Annotated in this window: 20 protein-coding genes; 8 read left to right on the top strand and 12 right to left on the bottom strand. The window is 39.4% G+C overall.

Annotated elements, in window-relative coordinates; all coding sequences use genetic code 11:
- The first annotated feature begins 2 nt into the window (after positions 1–2).
- The 4 genes from EHW67_RS19410 to EHW67_RS19425 all read left to right on the top strand — a co-directional run bounded on the left by EHW67_RS19410 (position 3) and on the right by EHW67_RS19425 (position 4833).
- Positions 3–1763 (top strand): PspC domain-containing protein, encoded by a 1761-nt coding sequence (locus tag EHW67_RS19410; RefSeq protein ID WP_126164034.1) that lies wholly within the window; start codon positions 3–5, stop codon positions 1761–1763.
- Between the two features lie 130 nt (positions 1764–1893).
- Positions 1894–2619, top strand: a complete 726-nt coding sequence (locus tag EHW67_RS19415) for a head GIN domain-containing protein (protein WP_126164035.1) — start codon at positions 1894–1896, stop codon at positions 2617–2619.
- Positions 2620–2743: 124 nt separating this feature from the next.
- Positions 2744–3754 carry a dipeptide epimerase gene (locus EHW67_RS19420; RefSeq protein WP_126164036.1) on the top strand — a complete coding sequence of 337 codons (1011 nt, stop codon included), beginning with the start codon at positions 2744–2746 and terminating at the stop codon, positions 3752–3754.
- A complete protein-coding gene (locus EHW67_RS19425) occupies positions 3754–4833 on the top strand; it encodes an aminotransferase class I/II-fold pyridoxal phosphate-dependent enzyme (RefSeq protein ID WP_126164037.1) in 1080 nt (359 codons plus the stop codon). Before EHW67_RS19420 ends, EHW67_RS19425 begins: the two co-directional genes overlap by 1 nt.
- 33 nt (positions 4834–4866) lie before the next feature.
- On the opposite strand, the gene EHW67_RS19430 is transcribed toward EHW67_RS19425, so the two are convergent.
- Positions 4867–6348: a SusD/RagB family nutrient-binding outer membrane lipoprotein gene (locus tag EHW67_RS19430; RefSeq protein ID WP_126164038.1), complete on the bottom strand. Its 1482-nt coding sequence runs from the start codon at positions 6346–6348 to the stop codon at positions 4867–4869.
- Positions 6349–6359: 11 nt separating this feature from the next.
- Positions 6360–9482 carry a SusC/RagA family TonB-linked outer membrane protein gene (locus EHW67_RS19435; protein ID WP_126164039.1) on the bottom strand — a complete coding sequence of 1041 codons (3123 nt, stop codon included), beginning with the start codon at positions 9480–9482 and terminating at the stop codon, positions 6360–6362.
- A 271-nt stretch (positions 9483–9753) separates the two neighbouring features.
- On the opposite strand from EHW67_RS19435, the gene EHW67_RS19440 reads away from it, so the two are divergent.
- A complete protein-coding gene (locus EHW67_RS19440; protein ID WP_126164040.1) occupies positions 9754–10200 on the top strand; it encodes a hypothetical protein in 447 nt (148 codons plus the stop codon).
- 99 nt (positions 10201–10299) lie between these two features.
- Here the strand turns inward: EHW67_RS19440 and trxB are convergent, their stop codons facing one another.
- From trxB to EHW67_RS19455, 3 genes are all read right to left on the bottom strand, one after another.
- Positions 10300–11268, bottom strand: a complete 969-nt coding sequence (trxB, locus tag EHW67_RS19445; RefSeq protein WP_126164159.1) for a thioredoxin-disulfide reductase — start codon at positions 11266–11268, stop codon at positions 10300–10302.
- A gap of 283 nt (positions 11269–11551) precedes the next feature.
- Entirely contained in the window at positions 11552–11974 is a 423-nt protein-coding gene (locus EHW67_RS19450) for a hypothetical protein (protein ID WP_126164041.1), read from the bottom strand.
- 73 nt (positions 11975–12047) lie between these two features.
- Positions 12048–12896 carry a universal stress protein gene (locus tag EHW67_RS19455; protein ID WP_126164042.1) on the bottom strand — a complete coding sequence of 283 codons (849 nt, stop codon included), beginning with the start codon at positions 12894–12896 and terminating at the stop codon, positions 12048–12050.
- 430 nt (positions 12897–13326) lie between these two features.
- Here EHW67_RS19455 and EHW67_RS19460 point away from each other — a divergent pair, with 430 nt between their 5' ends.
- The 3 genes from EHW67_RS19460 to EHW67_RS19470 all read left to right on the top strand — a co-directional run bounded on the left by EHW67_RS19460 (position 13327) and on the right by EHW67_RS19470 (position 15135).
- Entirely contained in the window at positions 13327–14232 is a 906-nt protein-coding gene (locus EHW67_RS19460) for a DnaJ C-terminal domain-containing protein (RefSeq protein ID WP_126164043.1), read from the top strand.
- A 58-nt stretch (positions 14233–14290) separates the two neighbouring features.
- A complete protein-coding gene (locus tag EHW67_RS19465; protein WP_126164044.1) occupies positions 14291–14578 on the top strand; it encodes a chaperone modulator CbpM in 288 nt (95 codons plus the stop codon).
- 263 nt (positions 14579–14841) lie between these two features.
- Positions 14842–15135 (top strand): hypothetical protein, encoded by a 294-nt coding sequence (locus tag EHW67_RS19470; protein WP_126164045.1) that lies wholly within the window; start codon positions 14842–14844, stop codon positions 15133–15135.
- Here the strand turns inward: EHW67_RS19470 and EHW67_RS19475 are convergent.
- The 7 genes from EHW67_RS19475 to EHW67_RS19505 form a co-directional block, all read right to left on the bottom strand.
- On the bottom strand, positions 15120–16163 hold the full coding sequence (locus EHW67_RS19475; protein ID WP_126164046.1) for a UDP-glucose--hexose-1-phosphate uridylyltransferase: 1044 nt from the start codon (positions 16161–16163) through the stop codon (positions 15120–15122). The genes EHW67_RS19470 and EHW67_RS19475 overlap by 16 nt on opposite strands.
- 110 nt (positions 16164–16273) lie before the next feature.
- Positions 16274–17401 (bottom strand): galactokinase, encoded by a 1128-nt coding sequence (galK, locus tag EHW67_RS19480; protein ID WP_126164047.1) that lies wholly within the window; start codon positions 17399–17401, stop codon positions 16274–16276.
- A 124-nt stretch (positions 17402–17525) separates the two neighbouring features.
- Complete coding sequence (locus EHW67_RS19485; RefSeq protein WP_126164048.1) at positions 17526–18662, bottom strand: formylglycine-generating enzyme family protein; 1137 nt, start codon at positions 18660–18662, stop codon at positions 17526–17528.
- Positions 18663–18723: 61 nt separating this feature from the next.
- A complete protein-coding gene (locus EHW67_RS19490) occupies positions 18724–19680 on the bottom strand; it encodes a M28 family metallopeptidase (RefSeq protein WP_126164049.1) in 957 nt (318 codons plus the stop codon).
- A gap of 14 nt (positions 19681–19694) precedes the next feature.
- A complete protein-coding gene (locus EHW67_RS19495; protein ID WP_126164050.1) occupies positions 19695–21341 on the bottom strand; it encodes a beta-N-acetylhexosaminidase in 1647 nt (548 codons plus the stop codon).
- A 79-nt stretch (positions 21342–21420) separates the two neighbouring features.
- Positions 21421–22977 carry an arylsulfatase gene (locus EHW67_RS19500; RefSeq protein WP_126164051.1) on the bottom strand — a complete coding sequence of 519 codons (1557 nt, stop codon included), beginning with the start codon at positions 22975–22977 and terminating at the stop codon, positions 21421–21423.
- A gap of 94 nt (positions 22978–23071) precedes the next feature.
- The gene (locus EHW67_RS19505) at positions 23072–24463 is read right to left on the bottom strand and encodes a DUF3472 domain-containing protein (RefSeq protein ID WP_126164052.1); all 1392 of its coding nucleotides are present in this window, start codon (positions 24461–24463) and stop codon (positions 23072–23074) included.
- Positions 24464–24507: the final 44 nt, after the last annotated feature.

The raw sequence follows: 24507 nt of genomic DNA on the forward strand, positions 1-24507 counted from the left end.
AAATGAATAAGACAATCAATATAAATCTTGCCAATCTATTTTTTCATATAGATGAAGTGGCCTACACCAAATTACAACGGTATTTGGAGGCTATTAAACGTTCGTTTGCCAATACCAGTGGCAGTGATGAGATTATAGCTGATATAGAGGCCAGGATAGCAGAATTGTTCCATGAAAAAATGGAAAATGAAAGACAGGTTATTACAGAAAAGGAAGTAGACCAGGTCATTGCCATAATGGGCCAACCCGAAGACTACATGGTAGACGAGGATATTTTTGAGGATGAACCCATTTCTACCCATAAAAGCAAAAGGGTTAGAAAACTATACAGGGATATTGAAAACAAATATATTGGTGGTGTCTCTGCCGGCTTGGGTCACTATTTTGGGATAGACGCCCTATGGATACGTTTATTGTGGGTACTGTTGACTATTTTTAGTTGGGGAGGTTTTGTATTCATTTACGGTCTATTATGGATTTTGATTCCCGAAGCGGTGACCACCGTCCAAAAATTGGATATGCGTGGGGAAGCCGTCAATATCAGTAATATTGAAAAAAAAGTTAAGGAAGGTTTTGATGATGTGGCCGAAAAGGTAAAAAGTGTAGACTATGAAAAAGTAGGCAATAAAGTTAAGGATGGTAGTAAAAGCTTTTTCAATGCCTTGGCAGACATCATTATGTTCTTCTTTAAAATAATTGGAAAATTTATTGGAATAATCCTTATCGTTATAGGTGCCACCGGAATTGTGGGCCTCTTCATTGGCCTTTTCACGGTTGGCATCCTGGATATTTTCCACATTCCCGGAATAGATTTCTATGATCTTATTAATAGTGCCAACACCCCGGTATGGTTGGTATCCTTATTGGTTTTTTTTGCAATGGGAATCCCGTTTTTCTTTCTAATGTACCTTGGTCTTAAAATACTGGTCAACAACTTAAAATCTATCGGGAACATTGCCAAGTTTACCCTATTGGGCCTGTGGTTGATATCCATAATTTTATTGGTGGTATTTGGTATACGACAAGCGGCAGAGCATGCCTATACTGGCAATGTCTCCACAGAGAAAGAGTTTGTCCTTATTCAGAATTCCCAGCCTGTAAGCATAAGTCTAAGCTCGTCCGATAAGGACAGCAATAGTAATAAGTTTGGCTTAAGCGGTATTGTACTGGATTATACTGAAAACGGTGAAGAGGTTTTAATATCCGAGGATGTACGTATTAACCTGCGGGTTTCAAGAGATTCAATTCCCCGTATAGAAATTCGTAAAAACGCGAATGGCAGCTCTTTTAAAAATGCAACTGAAACAGCCGCTAATATCAACTATGGCTACACCATTGAGGGTAATACCATAATATTGGACGATTATCTTACTACCCCAAAGGCCAATAAATATAGGGACCAAGAAGTAAGAGTATACCTTTACCTCCCAAAAGATACAAGGATTCTATTTGAAAAATCGATTGGGAACTGTTGGACATACAGGGCCAGCAACGATCAGAATATGGGCCCCTGTGCCATTAGGGATAAGACTTGGGTTATGGGTGAAGATGGAGAACTTAAATGTCTGGATTGTACAGAGGACAATAAGGAGAATACGACTCAGGAAGGTAAGGGAAAAATTATCATCAATGAAGACGGAGTGGATATCGACATTAAAGGAGACGGGGACAATTTTAAACTAAAGATCAATGAGCAGGGAGTTGAAATTAAGACCAATGAAGCTAATTCAACTCGAAGTGAAATAGATACAATACAACCATAATCATTTACAGTTCAGCAACATATCCTATTATCTACTCATCACATTTAATATTTTTGAACACATTAATCAATCGCACCCAAAGTACCTACCCCCCACTGGAAAACTATATGGGCAAAAACGAACAACTATCATGACAACACTAGCAAGAATTACCATTACACTTATCTTGGCAATTTTATTTTCTTCATGCGGATTCGATATCAATATTGGGAACGGAAAAAGGGGAAATGGAGTTGTTGAAGAAGAACATAGAAAAGTGACTTCCAACTTTACAAGCGTTAGTGCTTCAGAAGGCATTAGCGTGTATATCACCCAAGGAAGCGAATTGGAAATATTGGTGGAGGCCGATGAAAATGTTATTGACTTGATTGCTACCGATATTAAGAATAGCGTATTGCATATTCACTCTATTGAAAGTATTGGTCGGGCCAGCAAAAAGGTCTATGTAAGCTTACCTATTATTACAAGCCTGATAACAACCAGTGGTGCACATATGACGACCAATACCGATATAAAGACCGAGCGTTTGGATTTAAGTGCAACCAGTGGATCCAAGCTACAGATAAAGGAACTTTTGGTTGATCAGCTTAATATTGATACGAGCAGTGGGGCCAAAATTACTGTTGCTGGAGCCGCCCAAAACATGGTGAGCAGTGCAAGTAGTGGTTCTAACATAAAAGCAGAGGATTTAAGTGCTGTTGTTTGTCGCGCAAATGCCAGTAGTGGTGCAGATATAACCCTAAATGTATCCCAATCCCTTATTGCGGAAGCCAGTAGTGGAGGGGATATAAGATATAAGGGCGATGCTAAAGTAGAGCAAAAAAAATCCAGTTCAGGAAAAGTAAAGCAGCTTTAATTTACCTACTATATTTCTTTTTCCAAGAGATGTTAACCACTATCAAAATCCCATTGTTATTTCAATGGGGTTTTGATTTTTCATTCAACCTTCTTTCTTTATATTCGTTCCTTAATTTATATTTATGGAAATAACGATCAAAAAATATGTACTCCCTCTAAAACATACCTTTAGTATATCTAGGGAGTCCCACGATTTTCAGGACTCAATGATCGTAGCTCTGAAACACAATGGTAAAACAGGCTATGGAGAGGCCACCTCCAATCCTTACTATAAAATTACTTTCAGTACCATGCAGGCCGAAATTGAAAATGTTCGAGAGGAAATTGAGAACTATAATTTTAAAGAGCCAGAGGCCTTTCACGCCTTCCTAGTTTCCAAGAATCTTAGCAATTTTGCTATCTGTGCTTTGGATCTGGCCGCCAATGATCTGTATGGAAAGCTATTGGGAAAACCATTATACGAAATTTGGCAAACCGACAACAGTAGCTACCCAGTAACCAATTATACCATAGGTCTGGACACAGTTGATAAAATGGTGGCAAAAATGAAGGAAATGCCGTGGCCAATCTATAAGATAAAACTTGGGACCCAACAGGACGTGGAAATTGTCAGGGAATTGCGCAAACATACCGATGCCATATTTAGGGTAGATGCCAACTGTGCATGGACTGCGGAAGAAACCATCTTAAATGCTCCCTATTTAAAGGAATTGGGAGTAGAATTTATTGAGCAACCTTTAAAAGCAGATGACTGGAAGGGTATGGAAAAGGTAATACATAAAAGTGTACTGCCTATTGTTGCTGATGAGAGCTGTATTGTGGAGTCTGATGTTGAAAAATGTGGTCTTCATTTTACAGGGGTCAATATAAAACTAACCAAATGTGGCGGACTCACCCCTGCCCGACGTATGATTGCGAAAGCAAAGGAAATGGGGCTCAAAGTAATGGTTGGCTGTATGACCGAATCTACCGTTGGTATCTCTGCCATTGCCCAGTTAATTCCCCAATTGGACTACGTAGATATGGATGGCGCCATGTTACTTAAAGAAGACATTGCAGATGGAGTTATTATAAAAGATGACGGTAAAGTAATTTTTCCTTCTCAGGGAGGAAGTGGTGTAAGCTTACGATAATGACCTACCAAATAGACGGCTTTCCAGGGAGGGAAATAGAGATCAACCAAATAAAATACTTGTATTTCGGTGGTACCTCTTACCTAGGGTTACAGGAAGATCCGGCCTTTCAGGACATCTATATAGCCAACATAAGAAAATATGGTACCCATTACGGAGCTTCCAGAAAATCCAATATCCGTTTATCCATATATGAAGAAGTGGAGCAGCTCCTTTCCAATCTGGTAGGGAGCGAATCCTGTATCACCCTCTCTTCTGGTTATTTGGCAGCGCAGTTGGTTAGGCAATCATTGGGAACGGGTAACAATATCCCCTTCTATGCCCCCAATACCCACTCTGCCCTCTATACCCCAACGGAATCTGACACCCAAAATAAGCCCTATGCCTCCTTTTCCGCTTTAAACATTGCCCTTAGGGAACAGTTAAAAAAAGATAAAGAGACCACCGCAGTTGTGTTTATGGATGCCATTGATTTTTCCGGATCCAATTATCCCAATTTTGAGGGCTTAAAGATATTGCCCTTGCAAAAAATTGTTCTAGTGGTAGACGATTCCCATGGCATAGGTCTTGTGGGAGACCAAGGTGGAGGTGTTTTTAAAACGGTCCAGACATTAAACCCCAAAGAGCTCATTGTTTGTTGTTCGCTGGGAAAAGGTTTTGCGATTCAGGGCGGTGCTATTATGGGAACAAAAAAACGTGTGGAACAATTATCCAACACAGCTTTTTTTGGTGGGGCCAGTCCAGCAGCACCCGCAGCCATGGCCTGTATTACAGATGGCCTTAAACTGTTTGGCAAGAAAAGAAAAGTATTAAAAGAAAACATTGAATTTTTTAGAGCTTGCATAAAACCCATAGACAAGTTTATATCCCTTGCGGAACACCCAGCCTTTAGTTTTCAGGATGAAAGCCTAAGTCGTTACCTTGAACAACACAAGGTATTGGTGACCAATTTTAGATATCCAAGCGAAGAATCGCCGATCATGAGTAGAATTGTGCTCAGCGCCCATCATAGAAAAGAGGATATTTATTTATTGTGCAACCTTATCAGTAACTACTATAAAAAAAACGGCCACCTTTAAAGGATGGCCGTTTTTTCTATACTTGGATAATTGTTAGTTATCCCACCAAACTCCTGTTACTGGGGTTTGTTGATTTGCTACTACATTTGCCTCATTTCTATTTAATTCTGTTGAGGGGTAAATAGCCCTTCTAAACCATTGACCAAAGAATTCACTGTCATCACTTGCCTCTTCTAACCTTATTTGAAGCCCGGTGAATACTTCATCGGAAAAATCATATCTTCTGTAATCCACAAAAGTCTCTGGATTTAAAAAGTTATGAATGTATTTTTCCTTCATGATATGGTGTAACATCAATTGTCCTTCACCAACGGCAATGGCTCCATCGGCCAAGTAATCGGATCCATCCACATCATACATTTCCATACTGGCCTGGATACCTTCCAAATAAGCATTATATGCCTCTGTGCTAGAACCTGTACTGCTTGTGTTTCCGCCATTGGCCAAAAATGCAGCCTCAGCCTCAATAAATTTGGCCTCAGCATAGCTTATAAGCAATAAGGGGGAATCTATGCTGGTATAATATCCATCGGTTTTAAATCGCGTATTGGCATCACTGCCATCAGGAGCTATACCGGCCCCTCCACTTACAAATCCCTTCCATTCCGTATCGTCCCCAATTTCTGCGAACAAAGGTAATCTTGGATCTATAGTTAGGGCAGGACTTTCAAAAGGATAGTAATCCCCGTTCATGGAACTCACCAATTGACTGGCAATATCATTACTAAGGTTACCTGTAGACCTGGCCAATATTTCTGCTGAATACCATGGGTTTATGTTCTTCTCGTTATATGCCATTTCAAAATTATCATCATTGGAGGTAAACCCATTGGCTATGGAAGACAACACTTCGTTGGGCGCAACAACACCTTTGTTTACCAAGTGTAATTGATATCTTGCCTTAATAGTGTAGGCCGCCCTCAACCATTGCTCAGTATCCCCACCATAAATGAGGTCGGAACTCCCTAAACTAAAGCCAGAGTCATCTGGTCCTTCCAAGGCAGCAATAGCAGCATCCAACAAAGAAAATATTTCTGTATAAATTTGCTCTTGGGTATCAAAGGTCGGGAAATTGTTATCGGGACCGTCAGTAGCATCAGAATAAGGAATATTGTCCCAAGTATCAGTAGCAATCCCAAGATTTATAGCAATAAGAATATCCGATATAGCACCAATATGTGTGGCATTGGTTTCTATAGCCTTGGTTTTAATAGCCTTGATATTAGGCAATATATAAAGGTATACTTGACTCCACAATCCACTCGCAGAAGTCTGTCCTGCAGCACCTCCTCCGGTAGAAACGAAATTCTGCACATAGTTTCCAAAAGCCAATTCGGCAGAACGTTGCCCTTCCATTGTGCTATGAATAACCGGTGCCATTAAATCCTGCATCCTTAATTCCTCCAAGGTTGCTGTATTGGAAGGAGTATTTACATCAAAATAGTCATCACTGCAAGAAACCTGTGCAACCAATAGCAGTGATAGAATTCCAGTTTTTATAATATTGTTTATCATGTTTATCATTTTTAGAATGAAATATTTAGACCCAAAGAGTAGCTTTGGCTCAAAGGAACACTAAGTCCTGTGAAACCGTATACATTACTACCAGCACTATATTGGTTCCCTTCCGGATCAAATCCATCAAACGGAGTCCATAAAAGTATGTTTCCAGCACTTGCGGAAAAACTCACTTTCTCCATATGCAGGTCCTTAATAAATTGACTGCTCAAATCATAGGTTATACTAATGTTACGGAGTTTAACCCAAGAAGCATCCTGTACCAATATTTCGGATGCCCTGTTGTACACACTGGAATTTCTATAGTAATTCTGATCAATTAAAGCTGGGGTAGTATTAGCGGTATAGCCTCCGCTTCCATCATCCATAACACCGGACAATACTACCTCCTCATCCCTGACCAAAGTTGATAAGCGATTACCGTTACGAACAGCGTTTCTAAGTCCAGAATCGTAAAGATCACCACCTTCCTTATATTCCAGTAAGAAATTTAAACCTAATCCTTTCCATTTAAAATTACTGCCTAAGGAGGATATAAAATCGGGAAAGGCATTACCAACCTTTACCCTTTCATCTAATACAATTTCTGGATATCCCTCAGCATCCAAATAACGCTGACCATCTTCATAGCGCCACTTATAACCATAAAGTGTGCCCATTTTATCTCCGGCTCTAATTTCTGAAGTAATTCCTGCAAACCCAGAATCTGCAAAAATAATGGCTTCAATATCCTCCGGAATTTCAAGTACTTTCCCTTCACTGGTAGACCAGTTTAAAATTAATTCCCACCTAAAATCATTGCCTCTAATAATATCTGCACTTACCAAGAGCTCATGTCCAAAAACCTCATAATCCCCTGCATTCCTAGTTATTCCGGAAAGCCCAGAAGAATACGCCGTTCCTACTGTGAAAATTTGATCTTTCACTCGTGTCTTATAGTAGGCATAATCCAATCTTATCCTATCATTTATAAATCTAAGGTCGGCACCAAATTCAGTCGATTGGTTACGCTCTGGCACTATGTCCAAATCTCCCAATAAGGTACTTCTTCTATATCCTCCTGCTCCTCCAAATGGGAAATCGCCATCAACCACAAAATATTGTCCAACATCTCCAAATCCAGGACCTTTACCTACCTCTGCCCATGAAGCCCTAAGCTTTCCAAATGTGAACACATCATTGTCTCCAAACAAATCGGAAACATCATAAGCTAAACTTGCCGATGGGTAGAAGAAGGATCTATTTTCCTTTGGCAAGGTGGACAGCCAGTCGTTCCTACCGGTAACGGTTAAAAACAATTTGTCCTTATAGCCCAACTTCAATTCTCCAAAAGCCCCCACATTACGCAATTGCGTTACACTATTATCCAAAAAGTAATTAATCGTATTTCCAATTTCATTGATGCCTGGTACATTTAGCCCCTCTCCCCTTGCTTGGGCATAATCCCTTTTGGTATCGGAAATCTGATGTCCCAATGTAAGATCTGTTGTAAAATCATCGGTCCAATCTTTGGTAAAAGCCACTAAAAGATTGGATTCCAAACCTGTAAAATTGATATTTTGGTTTAACACAAAACCACCAACCTGGGAACCACCGTCCAAATCAGGACCAACATATCTATTTCTTTGATCTGAATAATTATCAATTTGAGCAGAATAGGTAAGATTCACCCATTCCTTGGGGTTCCAATTTATAGTGGCATTGGCAATCCATCTATTTACATCGTCTACCAAACTACTGGTCTCCATTAAATATCTTGGATTATCAATAATTCCAAAAGAGTAATCCCTTTCGGTACCATCGGCATTCATATAATCATTGATGGGAAAGGTACCCGAATAGTAGGACAAGGCACTCATTACCGATTTATCCCCACCGTTAGCTCTTCGTCCTCCAGAATTGGAATACGAAATAGATGTATTAAGGGTTAAATCATCAGAAATCTTATATCCCGCTTTTAACCTTAAATTATTTTTTGCATAATCTGTGTTTGGCAATACACCATTTTCGTTGTCCTTACCAAGGGAAAAGAAATAATCCAATTTATCACTAGCCCCACTTATGCTCAGATTCACCTGGGAATTAAAGCCGGTCCTAAATATATCATAGGGACTGTAAAATTGATCATTGGACAAGTCAACAACCGTACCATCAGTCAAGGTATAGGAATCTTCTGAATACTTAGGTCCCCAACTATAAAAGGAGGTTGCATTTTGAACCCTATTAAAACCTGTAGGGGAATCTGGATCGTAGAGTGTCCTGGGCGCTCCACTGAAACCTTCCCTATAGGTAGTTTGCAATGAAGGAGTTGTTCTTATTTCCCTAAAGGTGGTAGAAGCCGTTAAATTAATCTTGGCCTTTCCTTTTTTTCCTTTTTTAGTAGTAATGATAATAGCACCATTGGAAGCTCTCACCCCATACAGTGCTGTTGCGGCAGCTCCTTTCAACACATTAAAACTTTCAATATCTTCAGGATTTATGTCCCCTGCCCTATTGGAAAAGGCAAACTGCTCAGAACTATTTGGCGAATTGGACCCTGAACTAGGTCTTACCTCCCCAGCAAAAGTGTCGTTGTTCAAGGCAATCCCGTCCACAACAATCAAAGGCTGGTTGCTCCTACCTGGATTTACGGAAGTAATACCCCTAATTAAGATATCCACTCCACCACCGGAAGTCCCTGAAGTTCTATTTATTTGAACCCCGGCAACCCTACCCTGCAAACTCTCCATAGGATTGGACTGTCCTGCCAGGTCCAGATCGGCGGCATTTACCTGAGTTACAGAATAACCAAGGGATTTTTGCTTTTTTTCAACACCAAAAGCGGTAACCACCACTTCGTCCAAAGCACTGGCATCCTCAATTAGCACAACACTTAATTCGGTAGCTGATGTTACCGAAACATCTTGCGTTTTCATCCCTAAATAAGAAAATCGCAATACGTCACCTTGTTCGGCGGCAATAGTAAAATTACCATCAAAGTCCGTAGTAGTACCCGTATTGGTACCAACAATCAAAACCGTAACTCCCGGAAGTGGAGCCCCACTTTCATCTTTTACGTTACCAGTGACATTTTGGGCAAATCCATGCCAAGAAAGCATGAGAATACACAACAATAATAGTTTTTGTATCATATTAGTTTATTTAATTAGTCCCGGCTAAAGTCTTAAAAAAATCAAAAAAATCAAACAATCAACAGCATAAATGTGATTTAAGTAAAATAATAGCTTCTTTTTAGCATTCTTATCACAGAAACATTACACTATCCTAGATTTAAATAATTGTTGGCTACGAGCATCATAAAATTCCTGACAGAATTTTTTTTTAACATAAATTTTATTTTTTGTGTTAAATTTCTAAAAATATTGTAACTTATTAGTATCTAATATTTTAAATGAAACTACTATGAAAAAATTACTTGGTATAATCTTCCTGATGTTATTTTTAGTATCCGCAACACAATTAACATCCCCCGAAAAACAAGAGCCTAAGACTTTGGAAGGTACTTGGGAACTTGTAAGTTTTAATAATTATGATGGCAATGAGGTGGTACAAACCTTGCCAGCTACCGATGGTTACCGCCAAATTAAAATGTACTATGACGGTAAGGTTATGTGGACCAGGTATGTCCCCACAGACTCTGTAGAGTGGTTTGGGTATGGTTCTTACATCGCGACAGATAGTACCTTGACCGAAAAATTGGAATATATGTCTGCTTCTATGCGAAAAATAGCCAATGAAAACATGGAATGGCATATGGAACTACAACTTGAAGGCGATAAATACAGCCAAATATTTGTAGACGAGGAAGGTAACCGCATAAATTCTGAGAACTATAAGCGTCTCAATTAATAACCTAATATTCCTTTTAATTATGCTGCTATAAAAAACAATGCCCACTTGAGCAGAATTGCGCAGTGGGCATTTATAGTATTATAAGTGTCTAATAGATTAGGAAGAAACCTCTTCTGGTGACTCTATAGTAGCCAAATAGCGTTCAGCATCAAGGGCTGCCATACAACCCGTACCCGCTGCCGTTACGGCCTGCCTATATTCTTTATCCTGTACATCACCACTGGCAAACACCCCAGGCTTACTGGTCTTGGTAGATTTACCTTTTGTAATGATATATCCGGTATCATCCATTTCCAGTTGATCCTTAAATATTTCCGTATTAGGTTTGTGGCCAATGGCTATGAACAATCCCGTTATGGCTATGTCCTCTTTTTCTCCCGTAACATTGTTCACCATTCTAAGTCCCTCTACAACCTGATCACCCAATACCGTATCTACTTCGGTATTATAGCGAATTTCAATATTCTCCAAGCTGTTTACCCTATGCTGCATAGCTTTTGATGCACGCATATAATCCTTCCTTACCAACATGGTTACCTTTTTACAGATATTGGCCAAGTAAGAAGCCTCTTCCGCAGCGGTATCCCCAGCACCAACAATGGCCACATCCTGACCTTTATAAAAGAAACCGTCACAAACTGCACAGGCAGAAACTCCACCTCCCCTTAATTTTTGCTCGCTGGGCAAACCTAGATACTTGGCGGTTGCCCCAGTAGAAATAATTACTGTTTCTGCTTCAATAATCTTATTGTCATCTATGGTCAATTTATGGATACCACCCACTTCATCACTAAAATCTACCTTGGTAACCATGCCGATTCTTACCTCTGTACCAAACCTTTCGGCTTGTTTTTGTAATTGCACCATCATAGTAGGACCATCTACTCCTTCAGGGTAACCTGGAAAATTATCTACTTCGGTAGTTGTGGTCAACTGCCCTCCGGGCTCCATTCCTGTATATAAAACCGGTTTTAAATCGGCCCTAGCTGCATAGATAGCCGCAGTATATCCTGCCGGACCCGAACCAATGATCAACGTCTTTAAACGTTCTACTTTTTCTGCCATAATCAAAATCTTCATTTCTTGTTATAAAACAAAAGTAGGATTTTCACTAAAAACCTAACACCAAAAGTTATAAAAAGTTATTATAAAAGTAGTTGCTAAAACTATAGAAGTTATACTTTAAGAACGGTCTAGTCCGGTATACAGATAACATTTCTCCAGTAGAGACGGAAAACTGCTTGTTTTTATTTTCCGTTGGTATAGTACATAAGGTACTTGTATAGCCTATTATACCATCCCCTACCCTAACATTTTATATTGCATTGTTCTACATTATTGTATTCTATTATTCTTCCTTTCTGTTTTTAAGAATATTACCGGCATAGTTAAATACTTCAGATTTTAGAATCCTAAAAGTATGCATGCATTTTAGTACTGTTTCCCTAATGTTTTCATGTAATCTGTAGTATGAAAAATCGCAGGTCTCATCCCTGCATTCCAACATACCACCAAGAACTTTTTCATGCTTCGTAATCATGGCCCCAACCTCTTCCTTATGCTTTACACAAATTTCTGTCCTTTCCAAAAAGCTCTGTAGTCTTTCAAATAAATTGGGGGTATTGGGTACAAACACATAGGAGTTTAGAAGTTGTTGTATAAAATTTGCCTCTACCTCCAAAAAATTCAGGTCAGATTTCCATTTTTGCGTCTCTCTATAGAGCACGGCTACCTTCCTACTTTGATCTTCTTCATTAAATTTAGCTGCCATTGTAATAGATATTAATAACTACGTATATTTCTCTGATGGAATGGGACAGTTTCTCCCTGACCTATCCTAAACGCTATTCCAGTAAGTGGTAGGGCAAGACCAAAAACGGTATGGTGGTATGAAAACCTATTTGATTAATGACCGGCTTTAAAAATAAATTTTCCAAAAAACTGTGCTTATTCTTCACCATAGCCAACAAATTTGAATTTTGCTTTGGCCGAAAAGAATTGATTGCTTCTATTATACCCTGATCAGGTAGTTCATGAAAATGATGATCGGTACCCTGCAATAAGTCGTCCAATTTGCTTTTATTTTTTTTTCGTTCCTTATCCAATTCGTAATTGGAACGAACATGCATTATATCTATAGTGGATTTATGTATCTTGGCAATATATAGCAGCTCTTTTATTAGTAATGATTTATAGTCTATTTCATAATCCGTGGGAAATAATATTTTTCCTGGTTTTTCATATTCAAAATTAAACGGCACGGCCAAAACAGGGCACTTTGCTCTTTTAATGGTATGGACAGTACTACTACCCAAAAATATTTCTTTGGCACCGGTTGCACCTTGTGTGCCCATGACTATAAGATCTATTCCCTTGCTTTCAACTAGTTCATCAATGGCCTCCATAAGAATACTGAATGCACTATGTGTGACAAATTGATGATTGGGATTTTCATAATTTGTAATAAGCTTCTCTTTTAACTCATCCAACTTGGTTTCAGATTCCGTCCTATAGATATCCCCCAACCCCAACTGCCCTGGACTATGTAACAAATATTCGGATTGATAGATAGCCGGTGTATAGGTGTGCAATAAATGTATGGTACACGCTTCACCATTATAAAGATTAATAGCATAAACGATGGCCTTAAACGCATTATCGGAAAAATCGGTAGGTATCAATATATTCTTCATATATCCTTTTTTTTTATATTTATGTGTTAGTCAATAACAGTAGGTTGTACAACAATTTATTCTTAAACAGATTAATTGATATGATGTTCTTATTGGTCTATTAAAGGAGTTAAACTAAACTCCTAAATGCCTTACTGCTATGGTGTAGTATAAAGAAGGGAAACAAAGGGCCTACGCCATTAGGATACAGTTTCATACCCAATCAATGAATATTGCGTCCTGCATGTTACTCTTAAATACACTACTAAATTTAATTTAAAAATACGGTGCGATATATGATTTTAATCAGTTGGATGAAGGTTGGTTTTTAATAATTTTGATTTGCTCAGAATAACTATTAATAAGGGGTTGGAGTGGAATAAGATTTGGATCTACAGCTGTATACCTCTACTTATTAACTCCCAAATCATTTAAAATTAATACATCACAAGTGAAATTTATAGACTATTATAAAATATTGGGACTAAACAAGGATGCCAAGCCAAATGATATAAAAAAGGCCTATCGTAAATTGGCCCGTAAATACCATCCAGACGTTAACCCAAATGATAAGGAAGCCGAGAAAAGATTTCAGGAAATAAATGAAGCCAATGAGGTATTGAGCGATCCGGAAAAGCGCAAAAAATATGACAAATACGGTAAGGATTGGCAACATGCGGAAGAATTTGAAAAAGCCAGGTCCTCCCAACAGTCGGCATATGGCCAAAGCCGAAGGAAAGGTTATTCCCAAAATTATGGTGCCCATGATTTTTCAGATTTCTTTGAATCCATGTTTGGTGGGGCAACCGCCGATTTTTCCAGACAACGAACCACGCGCTTTAGAGGTCAGGACTTCAACGCTGAACTAAAACTACATCTTAGGGATGTCTATACCACGCATAAACAAACCCTGACAGTAAATGGAAAAAACATACGGATTACCGTCCCTGCAGGAATAGAAAATGGGCAAACCATAAAAATCAGTGGTCATGGAGGTCCCGGGCATCAGGGTGGTCCCAATGGTGACCTATATATTACATTTTCTATCATAAACGACACCCAGTTTAAACGGGATGGCAACAATCTTTATACTACTGTGAACCTAGAACTATATAAAGCCCTGTTAGGTGGGGAAATTACCGTAAACACCTTTGACGGCCAAGTAAAACTTAAGGTAAAGCCGGAGACCCAGAACGGAAGCCAAGTAAAATTGAAAGGCAAAGGCTTTCCCGTATATAAAAAAAACAATGCTTTTGGAGATCTATATATTACCTATAATATAGTTACGCCAAAAAACCTAACCGAAAAAGAAAAAACCCTTATCAAAGAATTGGCAGCTCTTAGAAAAAACAAATAATAGCTACCAATTAAAATTGAATGCAAATTTTGAAAAACGAAAGCACAAAACCCATCTCATGGAACAGGAATATGTATTGATAACCGACTTCTGTACGAGTCACGATATAGAGACCCATTTTATACTTCAACTATATGACAATGGGCTGGTAGATATTGTACTAAAGGAGAACTCATACTATCTCCCCCTTAAACAATTGCCCAAGGCGGAAAAAATAGTTCGACTTTATTCAGAATTGGACATCAACTTGGAGGGGATTGAAGTAATAACCCAACTCTTAAAAAGGATAGAGAAAATGCAGGCTGAAATTATTTATTTAAAAAACAAGCTCGACCTGTACGAGTAAGATATGGATCAACTAGGATTTTTAATTGGCCATAACTTCTACCTACAAGTATAGTCCACAAAATATCATCACGAAAATTAGGGGCATTTCCATTTTAAAACAACACGCTTTACAAATATTTGGTCTAAGTGGTTCATACATGGGACACCCTATACCCCTAATTCACTTTGTTTTTTCTTAAAATGGTTCCAAACTGATCTATATCATTTTACCTAGGAGCGTGGTTATATAATTTTACCATGTTTAACTAACTCCTAATTTCCATGATTACATCTTTTAAACTTAAGCAACTCAATACCGAAGAAGGCAAAAATATTATCACCAGAAATCTAAGTCGGATTTGTGATTTACGTATTTTGGATATTGATATTATAAACAAAACCATATCCCTGGACTACAATAATCCATTTACCCTAGATTGTGCAAAAAAGGAACTACGCCGAATTGGCTATTCGCTCACATCCCATAAAGATCGTCCAAAACACAGGTTTCACAAAGCCAATAATGGCATTACAAGTCTATTTCTTGATACTTCTCCGTATCAAAAAAGTGTATAATGTTTTTTAGGCAAAGCCTTTAGGGTCTCTGCAGCCTGTTCGGCTGTTATATCCCTTTGTGGGTTGGCAAACATTTCATACCCTACCATAAATTTCTTGACTGTTGCCGAACGCAGTAAGGGAGGATAAAACGACATATGAAAATGCCATTCCGGGTGTTCTTTACCATCTGTTGGCGCCTGATGAATTCCAGCTGAGTACGGAAACGAAGTTTTAAAAATATTATCGTATTTAATGGTCAAGTCTTTTAATATTTCTGCGTACGCTTTCTTTTCAGGTTCTGTAAGCAAACCAATGTGAGCAATTTTTCTTTTGGGCAAGATCATTGTCTCATATGGCCACACCGCCCAGTAAGGGACAAGGGCTACGAAATACTCATTTTCCAGAACAATCCGTTTATCCAACTCCAATTCTTGCCCCAAATAGTCTTGCAGTATACTTTTGTTGTGCTTGTCCCAATAGTTCTTTAGCTGTCTTATTTTTTTTTCAACTTCTAATGGAATTTTGTGTTGTGCCCATATCTGACCATGGGGATGCGGATTGCTACACCCCATTATGGCACCCTTATTTTCAAAAATTTGAACATGGTTGATACCTTCTTTACTTCCCAATTCTGCATATTCTTGCTGCCAAAGCGATATTACATCGGTAATGGCCTCTACAGTCATCAATGGTAGGGTCAGGGAGTGATCTGGGGAAAAACAAACAACCTTACAGATCCCAGATTCTGATTCAGCATATAGTAGGCCGTTCTCATAAGATTCGTTCCCTACATCCTGCAATAGTGCGGAAAAATCGTTAACAAAGGAAAATGGCTTTTTATACGCAGGATTAATGCCACCTCCCATTCTTTTATTGGTAGGGCAAAGGTAGCATGAAGGGTCATAACTAGGCAGATTGGTCTCTGCGCTTTTCTCTGTCTTTCCCTGCCACGGCCTCTTATTTCTATGTGGTGAAACTAAAATCCATTCACCGGTAAGAATATTTAACCTTCTATGGGGGTTGCTGTTGAAATTACTAGGTTCCATTTCTTTTAAGTTTTGGTATTTATTGGGATTGACCAAATAGACTTTTATAACAACTTATCAACTAAGGGAAAACTCCATTGTATTTCTGTCCAATAGCCTAATCCCCCTCATTAACGTATAGTTGTACCGGCACTGGGCTTTACCTCAAATGCCTCCAAATCTATATTAAAAGCCTCTTTATATGCTGCCGAAGCCTCCTTTATAAATTGGTCCGCTTGGTCCTTATGAACAATGTTGAGTGTACAGCCTCCAAAGCCACCGCCGGTTTGCCTTGCCCCCAATACCATCTCATATTTTTTGGTAAAGTCTACCAAGAAATCAGATTCGGGACAACTTACCTCATAATCTTTGCTAATGCCCTCATGAGCCTGGTATAACAATTCCCCGAAACGCTTCAGATCGTTTTCCTGTATGGCCTCCTTAGCTTCCAATACCCTTTGATTCTCTGTCACAATAAATGAACACCTACTGTATATGGTAGGATCCATATTCCCTTCATATTCTTGGATCATTGCAGTATCAACATCACGTAAAGAATTAACCTCTGGATAGCGTTCTTTAATTATTTGTACCCCTGCTTCACATTCTCTCTTCCTTGTATTGTATTCACTACTTGCCAAATTATGGGATACCTTAGTATTCAGCATTATCATCTTATAGGGAGCAATTTGTATAGGTATTTGTTGATGCTCCAATGATTGGCAATCTAACAATATAACGTGTCCTTGCCTACTCATAACGGATGCAAATTGATCCATGATCCCGCACTGAGTACCTACATACGTGTGCTCTGCCCTTTGGGATAGTTTAACAATATCCATATTGGACAGAGAAAGTCCAAAAAGGCGGTTGAGTCCAAAAGCCAGCCCACATTCCAAGGCAGCCGAAGAACTTAAACCAGAGCCCATAGGTAACTTACTCTCTATGGTACAATCAAAGCCCCTTAATTTATCAGTCCTTTTTAAAATTTCGTTTAGAACCCCTAAAATATAATTCTCCCACTCTACTGCACTGGGAGCTATTTTATCCAACTGAACTGCAAACCCCTTATTAAAGCCTAAACTATAAAAGTTGCATTGTTTATTGGAGTTGTTCTTTTTAAATTTAAAGGTGATTTTCTTCTCTATGGCCGTTGGCAATACGTAGCCTAGGTTGTAATCGGTATGCTCCCCTATTAGATTAATTCTTCCTGGAGAATCTACAACCAAATCAGGGGTAAAGTTATCTGGAAAAGCCATTTATATTTGCTGTTTTTACACGACAAATATATAACATTAATTTATAAGCGTAAAATTTACGTTTATAAAACAAAAAAACACCTATCCCCAAATTGGAAATAGGTGTCATCAATATATTATACTTTTAATTGCCTTGCAGCATATCTACGGTAGCAACTGTTCTAAAACCTAGGTGTTCCAGAGCAGAATCCAAGCTACTGGCCATTCTTGAAGAAATCCTATAGCTAGCACAATAAGAAGCGTTACATAAAAACGAACCGCCCCTCATTACCTTTTCCTTGGCATAGGGCATATTGGGGTTATAAGGAGAGCTGGCACCGGGCGGATTGACCGCTACGCTATTTTGGGCGTCCAATTCCTTGTAGTAATTTATGTTGTACCAATCACTGGTCCATTCCCAAACATTTCCGGCCATATCATAAAGTCCAAAATCATTTGGAGGATATGATTTTACTTCGGCTCTAGATTCAAAACCATCGGCCTTGCTATTGATTACCGGAAATTCTCCTTCCCAGGTATTGCCCATTTGTGACAATACGGATTCATCATCTCCCCAGAAATAGATACTTTCGGCCTTATTTCCACGGGCCGCCCTTTCCCATTCCGCTTCAGTAGGCAATCTTCTTCCTGCCCATTCACAATACGCAAGGGCATCCTCATAAGCCACCTGTACCACGGGCTCGTTCTCCTTGCCCTCTATGGAACTATCAGGTCCGTTGGGATGTTTCCAATTGGCACCAATGGTCCAACTCCACCATTGTGAAAAATCGTAAAGGTTCGGCACGGTACTTTTTGCTTTCTTAAAAGTTAACGAGCCAGGTTGTAAAATAGAATCGTGAGGTTTTGGAGTACCTTCAGGCACTTGTGATTTCATTTCTTCCCAATCAATTGCGCGCTCGGCCACGGTAATGTAACCTGTTTCTTCCACAAACTTGGCAAATTCAGCATTGGTTACCTCTGTGGCATCCATAAAAAACCCGTCAATTTTCACCTTGTGGGCAGGCTTTTCATGGTCCATTGCCATTTTATCCTGGGGTACGGCTCCTTGGGTAAATTCACCTCCCGGAATCCAAACCATTCCATCCGGTGCTTCAATATTTTCAGGTTTTTCAACCAGAACCGCCACATCCTTATTTGGGGCTTTTCCAGCCTCCGATATAGGAGTACTGTCTTTACTATCACCAGTTGGTTTCTTCCCCTCCTTGCATTGGACCATAACTCCAATCATAAGAAAGACCCCTAAAATTTTAACGTATTGCATAGAATATAATTTATTTTAAAAAACAAAGTTACATTTAAAATTGAATAATGTCACCCCATCTTTAATCTTGGTAAATGAACTCCATAGGATATGGTGTTCCAGCCACTTTCATGATAGCATTAAAAATATAATTGCATACTTTCTTTTGCCCCTCAAAATTAATCAGTTCAACCGTATCCTCGGGGGTATGATACTGAGGATGTCCCCCTGTATGAATACCCATTACCGATATCTTCTTTTTATAAAAGGAAACATGATCGGATCCACCCACTGAACCGGCGTGTACCACGGGTGACAACCCCAATGGGGGGGCTAATTCCTTCATCAGTTCCACTCCTCCCGGAAAAGTTCCGGCCCCGCCCATATACACTTGGTTGGCCTGGTTTAACCTGCCCACCATATCCATATTGATCATCAATTTTATCTTGGAAAGGGGTACAACAGGATGTTCCGTAAAATACTTACTACCCAAAAGTCCTTGTTCCTCTGCTCCAAAAGCTACCAGCAAAACACTCCTTTTTAATTCTGATTTATGGGCCACCAGCTTCTCCCCTATTTCCAGCAATGCCGAAGTACCGCTAGCATTATCATCGGCCCCGTGGTGAATTTGGATTTTATCTGATTTTGATGAAGGTCCACCCCCCATACCCAAATGATCATAATGGGCCCCAAGTACCACAAATTCATCCTTTAACAGGGGATCACTTCCTTCAATTACGCCTATGACATTCCATGTTTTAACGGCTTTTTTGGGCTCGTCCCCTTTTTTTACCCTTAACTTTGCCTTGAAAGTCTGTTTATAGGATTTTGCATATGGAAGTATACCAGCATTTTTAAAATCCTTTCTAATATAGGACACTACTCTTTTATTTATTTTTCCACCTGGATACCTTCCTGAATTTTGATCCGAAGTAAGAAATGTAATATGATCTTTTAGTTCGGAAGTGGTGATTTCTTCTTGTGCAGTGGATACATTAATACAAATACTCGCTATTGCAATAGCCTTATAAATCCTCATACTCTCTTTCCCTTTTATTTTTCAGTAAAATTAATTTTTTCAAACTTCTCCGGCAATGTTATGCCCTGCTCATTCCAACGTTCTAAAAGGGGTTTTAAATTAGCTCTAAAAACCTTATAATCCTTACGTTCTTTATTTGTCCAGCCCACCTCTGCATAGGCTGCCAGTCTTGGAAACACCATTCTGTCCATATCATTGGGAGTTGGAATCCACTCACCCCACATTTGGCAACCACTACCCAAAACCTTCTGGTGATACTGTTCTTCCAAACCCTTGGGAATTGGATCAAAATCGTAGGCTTTTTCCAGCGCTATATAATCATAGGAATAGTCCAGATAGGTGTATTCATGATACGAATTTACAATATCATACCCTTCCTTGACCGCCTTGGATACCAATTCCAAATCCCCTTTCCAGAAATGGACCAATGAATTTTTGGCAAGGTCCTGTTTTACCTCCAAATCGCCGGCATCCTGCCATTCGTGTACGTTTTCACCCAGAATTTCATTCCACCCCATCATTCTGTGTCCGTTCTCGTTTAAATACTGTGCTATACTATTCGTGAAATAAACATGTAAATCTCCTGGTGATTCCAGATTCTTTTCCTTCATAAAATCCTGAATTTCATTGGAAGATTTCCAAGCATCAAATTTCACTTCATCACCACCAATATGAATAGTATTGGCCGGAAACAAATCCATAACCTCCAATAACACATTTTTAAGAAACACATGTACCTTCGGATCGGAGACATTAAAAGAGTCCGGTAACTTCCCAAAGACTGTTGGTACCTCTTTAAGGTCACCTACAGTACCCAACCATGGATAAGCAGCAATGGCAGCTGAGGCATGTCCGGGCATCTCTATTTCGGGGACTATGGTTATATGCCGCTCTGAGGCAAAGGCAATGATCTCCCGTATATCTTCTTGTGTATAATATCCGGAATGCGGGGCATTGGATCGTTCCGAGCTATCCCAACCACCAATTTGGGAATTGCTTCTCTTAGAACCAATTTGGGTGAGCCCTGGGTATTGTTTTATTTCCAATCGCCACCCTTGGTCATCGGTCAAATGCCAATGAAATACATTCATTTTTAAAAGGGCCATCTCATCCAACAGTTTTTTCACCTCTGACATACCTTTAAAATAACGGGCTTCATCCAACATAAAAGCCCGCCATCCAAAACGTGGTTTGTCTTCAATTTTCATGGCCTGCACCTTAATAGCTGACTTCCCTACTTCCCTTCCTGAAATAACTAGCTGTCGTAAAGATTGTATACCATAAAATACACCCGCCGAGGTAGCGGCCACAATATGTACACTTTTTTTATCCACCTCCATAGTATATCCCTCTTCCCCTAACGTCTTGGTCAATGTTGCGTCAAGTTCTAGAACGATTCCTTTTTTACCTTTATTTTTGATTTGCAATTCTTTCTGAAAGTCGACTTTCAACAATTCCTGAAGATAATTTGCATTTTCGGTGTTGGGGCCATCGGTAACAATAGATGTACCCTGGTTGATAATGAACTGCCCTTTTTTTAAATTAACTTTTGACGGTTGGGGAACAATCCCCACTTTCTGCCCTTCTGCACAAATGGCCCAAAGTAAAAAAACAGGCGTTAATATTCCTATACCTTTTATTTTTAATTGGTTTATTAGCATAAAACTATTCTTGTTATAAACATTTGGGGCAGAAAATATCCTGCCCCAAGTACCATGAATTTAGTGTATTATGTACTGCTTACAGTCCTTGGCTCAAGGCCGGAATCCTAAATTTTTCAATACTAGGTTCGGTGTGCTCCCTTTTCAGAATGCTGTTCGCCTTTTCTATAATCTCGGGATGTTCATCTGCGACATTATTTGTTTCGCGTTGGTCTGTCTTTAGATTATATAGCTCTAAGGTAGCCTCCTCTTTCTTATTTTTTAAATTTCTTTTAACCACTTTCCAATCACCCATACGTATGGCAAGCTGCCCTCCATATTCTGGAAATTCCCAGTACAGGAAATCGTGCTGTATTTGCTCTTCTTTGGATAAGAGGGTGGGCAAAAAGCTTATCCCATCTGTATAGCTGGGAGCCTTATAGCCCGCAACATCGGCCAGGGTGGCCATAACATCGTAATGTACTGAAATATGGTCTGTTTTAGTACCAGCGCTAATCTCTTTTGGCCAGCTAGCTATCATAGGCACCCTGATACCACCTTCATAAACATATCCCTTTCCATGTCCGTACTCGCTCTTAAAAGGTTTGGCACTATCAAACCAAGGGGAGTCCGTCCCTCCATTAAAAGTGGGACCATTGTCAGAGGTAAATATAATTAGGGTATTATCATAAAGTCCGTCCTCCTTCAACTTTCTTACCAATTTTCCAATATTCTCATCAAGATAGGAAACCATGGCAGCATAACCCGCTCTAGGGTTTTTGTGGGGAAAATAGCCTCTGTTTCCTAAATAAGGTTCTTCATCTCCAAACTTCTCTATATAATAATCTACCCATTTCTGTGGCGCTTGGATGGCTGCATGCGGAATTGGAGTAGCCCAATAAACAAAAAACGGATTCTCTTTATTTCTATCCACAAAGCCAGTTAATTCCTTGAACATTAGATCTGGAGCATAATCATTTAAAGTGAAGGGAGCATAACTTTCCGATTTATTAATATCTGCACCCTTTGCCAATTTAGTATTGGGGGCAATGGTATCATTATTCAAATGAACCCTTTTTTCATTTTTGTACAAATGTAGCGGATAATAGGTGTGGGCTTGGCGCTGGCAATTATATCCAAAAAAGAAATCAAATCCCATAGTTGTAGGTATAGAGTTGGTATGTGGGGCTCCCAATCCCCATTTCCCAAACATGGCCGTACGATAACCTACTTCTTTGAGTTTTTTGGCTATGGTAATGGTACTGTCCGGCATGGGGCGTTGTCCCTCCAATACAGAATCTTTGGCCATTGCCTTGTAATTCCAAACTTCTCCACGTTCTCCCCATTCCTCATTTCCTCTAATATGGGCATGTCCGGAATGCGTCCCGGTGAGCAACATATAACGTGCTGGTGCACAAACCGGGGCACTGGTGTAATGTTGGGTAAACAACATCCCTTCCTTTGCAAGGGCATCTATATTTGGGGTCTCTATTTTTTCCTGTCCATAGGCTCCCACTTCGGCATATCCAAGATCATCCGTTAAGATGTAGATGATATTGGGCTTTCGCGATTTTTCCAAAAGAGCCTCTTTCTTACTATCCTCTTTACAGGACAATAATACAAATGGCAATAAACTAAAAACTAATAATTTTTTCATTTCATTGATTGGTTTACTGATTACTGATCTCTATTTACTTTTAACATTGCTTTTAAGTCGTCCTGGGCAACCTATGACCAAGCTAGATTTATTTCTATTTTTTTGGTTTCTCCAACAGGCTAAAATCTATTTTTGGTGCCACTCCATTGGCTGTTCTTTCGTGATAGGTATCCATAGTGGTTTTTTCATTGAAAAAACCACAGTTTTTCATAAAAAATTTGTTTCCTATGGCACCGCCGGCATAATCTACCCTAGAGCCTTTTCTTGCCGTGGCATCTGCTGTAAATTTGGCATTGGTTAGTTCATGCCATTGTCCTTTTGTGTCCATTATCCATTGATTGGTATATTCCCCCATCCTCGAAATATGCCCCACTTCTGTTCTAAAATTCTCCAAAAAAGAATGTGGTCTGGTTAGATAGCTACTGGTATGAGGTCTTCTAAAACTGGCAATCAAATTCCATTTTCCCGTTTCAGGAGCATAGAAGTATGCCGTATAATCGGTGGAATTATTTACGGAAGGCTCCCCTTTTAAAAGAAATTTATAGGTATTGCCCGCTTTCCAGTTAAAGACTTTATAACTTTGTCCTCCTGAGCCTTCATTACCAAATTCACCGGTTGTAACCCCTTCTCCTTTGCCCAACATTATAATTCTAAATTCTTCCGGAATACTTTTGGGATCTTGGGTCTCAAACGGACTCCATACGGAAAAGAGTACCCTTCTTTCGGATTCCGAATTTACCTGCATACCAAAATAACCTTCGCCAAAACCATTCGCCATATAGTAAGACCCCACAACATCCTCATTTTCAGGTACCGTAATCTCATTATAAAACCACAATACATCCGTATCGGCAGGGGTGGAATAGGACAAATGAACAGAAGGCCCCCTTCTTCCCCAATAAAAATCCTCTTTCACAAAAGTAATGTCCCCATCTGTTGCTGTACCGCCCAAGAGTATTTCGTCTATCTCTGCAAAGCTCACCCCTGTTTTTTCCAACCCCTGTAGTGCTATATAATGATAGCCCGGTTGGGCTATCTCAAATGACCCCACTTCCACAGTTTGGTTTTCCGTATTGGACACCTTTATCACTTTGGACTTCCCATTTAGGGATACTTTAAGTTTAGAGCTGCCCTCCAATACCTTTAGGTTTAGAGCTACATGTATCTTACCACTGGTTGCTGTTTTAAAATAAGTTCTTATTACACTACTTCCGTTTTTCCAATTCCGAATTCCATCTTCAGAAATTACGCTGTGATTCTCTTCCATATCATTAACCACCCAACTATTCCCTCCAGGAGGTATAGATACTGTATACGATTCTGTTGTCTCGGGTTGGTCCTTAGCACTATCCTGTTTGGACAAAGTGTTGCAGGAGAAAACAAGAAGTAAGATTAAGGCAAATAAACTAGTGCTAAGTGGGATTCTATTTTTCTTTACTTTTTTCCATGTAAGGCCATGATCATTACCTAAGTTAGTGCGTTTCATTTCTTGTATGTAATATTGATTAATTTTTAATAATTGGCACGGTT

The sequence above is a fragment of the Arenibacter aquaticus genome (assembly GCF_003957295.1).
GTDB lineage: Bacteria > Bacteroidota > Bacteroidia > Flavobacteriales > Flavobacteriaceae > Arenibacter > Arenibacter aquaticus.

What these genes read in the sequence shown, in the direction of transcription:
- EHW67_RS19505 (WP_126164052.1), bottom strand. Translation starts at nt 24,463, where the DNA reads ATGAAACGCACTAACTTAGGTAATGATCATGGCCTTACATGGAAAAAA.
- EHW67_RS19465 (WP_126164044.1), top strand. Translation starts at nt 14,291, where the DNA reads ATGGAACAGGAATATGTATTGATAACCGACTTCTGTACGAGTCACGAT.
- trxB (WP_126164159.1), bottom strand. Translation starts at nt 11,268, where the DNA reads ATGGCAGAAAAAGTAGAACGTTTAAAGACGTTGATCATTGGTTCGGGT.
- galK (WP_126164047.1), bottom strand. Translation starts at nt 17,401, where the DNA reads ATGGCTTTTCCAGATAACTTTACCCCTGATTTGGTTGTAGATTCTCCA.
- EHW67_RS19500 (WP_126164051.1), bottom strand. Translation starts at nt 22,977, where the DNA reads ATGAAAAAATTATTAGTTTTTAGTTTATTGCCATTTGTATTATTGTCC.
- EHW67_RS19455 (WP_126164042.1), bottom strand. Translation starts at nt 12,896, where the DNA reads ATGAAGAATATATTGATACCTACCGATTTTTCCGATAATGCGTTTAAG.
- EHW67_RS19420 (WP_126164036.1), top strand. Translation starts at nt 2,744, where the DNA reads ATGGAAATAACGATCAAAAAATATGTACTCCCTCTAAAACATACCTTT.
- EHW67_RS19440 (WP_126164040.1), top strand. Translation starts at nt 9,754, where the DNA reads ATGAAAAAATTACTTGGTATAATCTTCCTGATGTTATTTTTAGTATCC.
- EHW67_RS19435 (WP_126164039.1), bottom strand. Translation starts at nt 9,482, where the DNA reads ATGATACAAAAACTATTATTGTTGTGTATTCTCATGCTTTCTTGGCAT.
- EHW67_RS19495 (WP_126164050.1), bottom strand. Translation starts at nt 21,341, where the DNA reads ATGCTAATAAACCAATTAAAAATAAAAGGTATAGGAATATTAACGCCT.
- EHW67_RS19450 (WP_126164041.1), bottom strand. Translation starts at nt 11,974, where the DNA reads ATGGCAGCTAAATTTAATGAAGAAGATCAAAGTAGGAAGGTAGCCGTG.
- EHW67_RS19475 (WP_126164046.1), bottom strand. Translation starts at nt 16,163, where the DNA reads ATGGAACCTAGTAATTTCAACAGCAACCCCCATAGAAGGTTAAATATT.
- EHW67_RS19490 (WP_126164049.1), bottom strand. Translation starts at nt 19,680, where the DNA reads ATGAGGATTTATAAGGCTATTGCAATAGCGAGTATTTGTATTAATGTA.
- EHW67_RS19410 (WP_126164034.1), top strand. Translation starts at nt 3, where the DNA reads ATGAATAAGACAATCAATATAAATCTTGCCAATCTATTTTTTCATATA.
- EHW67_RS19415 (WP_126164035.1), top strand. Translation starts at nt 1,894, where the DNA reads ATGACAACACTAGCAAGAATTACCATTACACTTATCTTGGCAATTTTA.
- EHW67_RS19430 (WP_126164038.1), bottom strand. Translation starts at nt 6,348, where the DNA reads ATGATAAACAATATTATAAAAACTGGAATTCTATCACTGCTATTGGTT.
- EHW67_RS19470 (WP_126164045.1), top strand. Translation starts at nt 14,842, where the DNA reads ATGATTACATCTTTTAAACTTAAGCAACTCAATACCGAAGAAGGCAAA.
- EHW67_RS19425 (WP_126164037.1), top strand. Translation starts at nt 3,754, where the DNA reads ATGACCTACCAAATAGACGGCTTTCCAGGGAGGGAAATAGAGATCAAC.
- EHW67_RS19485 (WP_126164048.1), bottom strand. Translation starts at nt 18,662, where the DNA reads ATGCAATACGTTAAAATTTTAGGGGTCTTTCTTATGATTGGAGTTATG.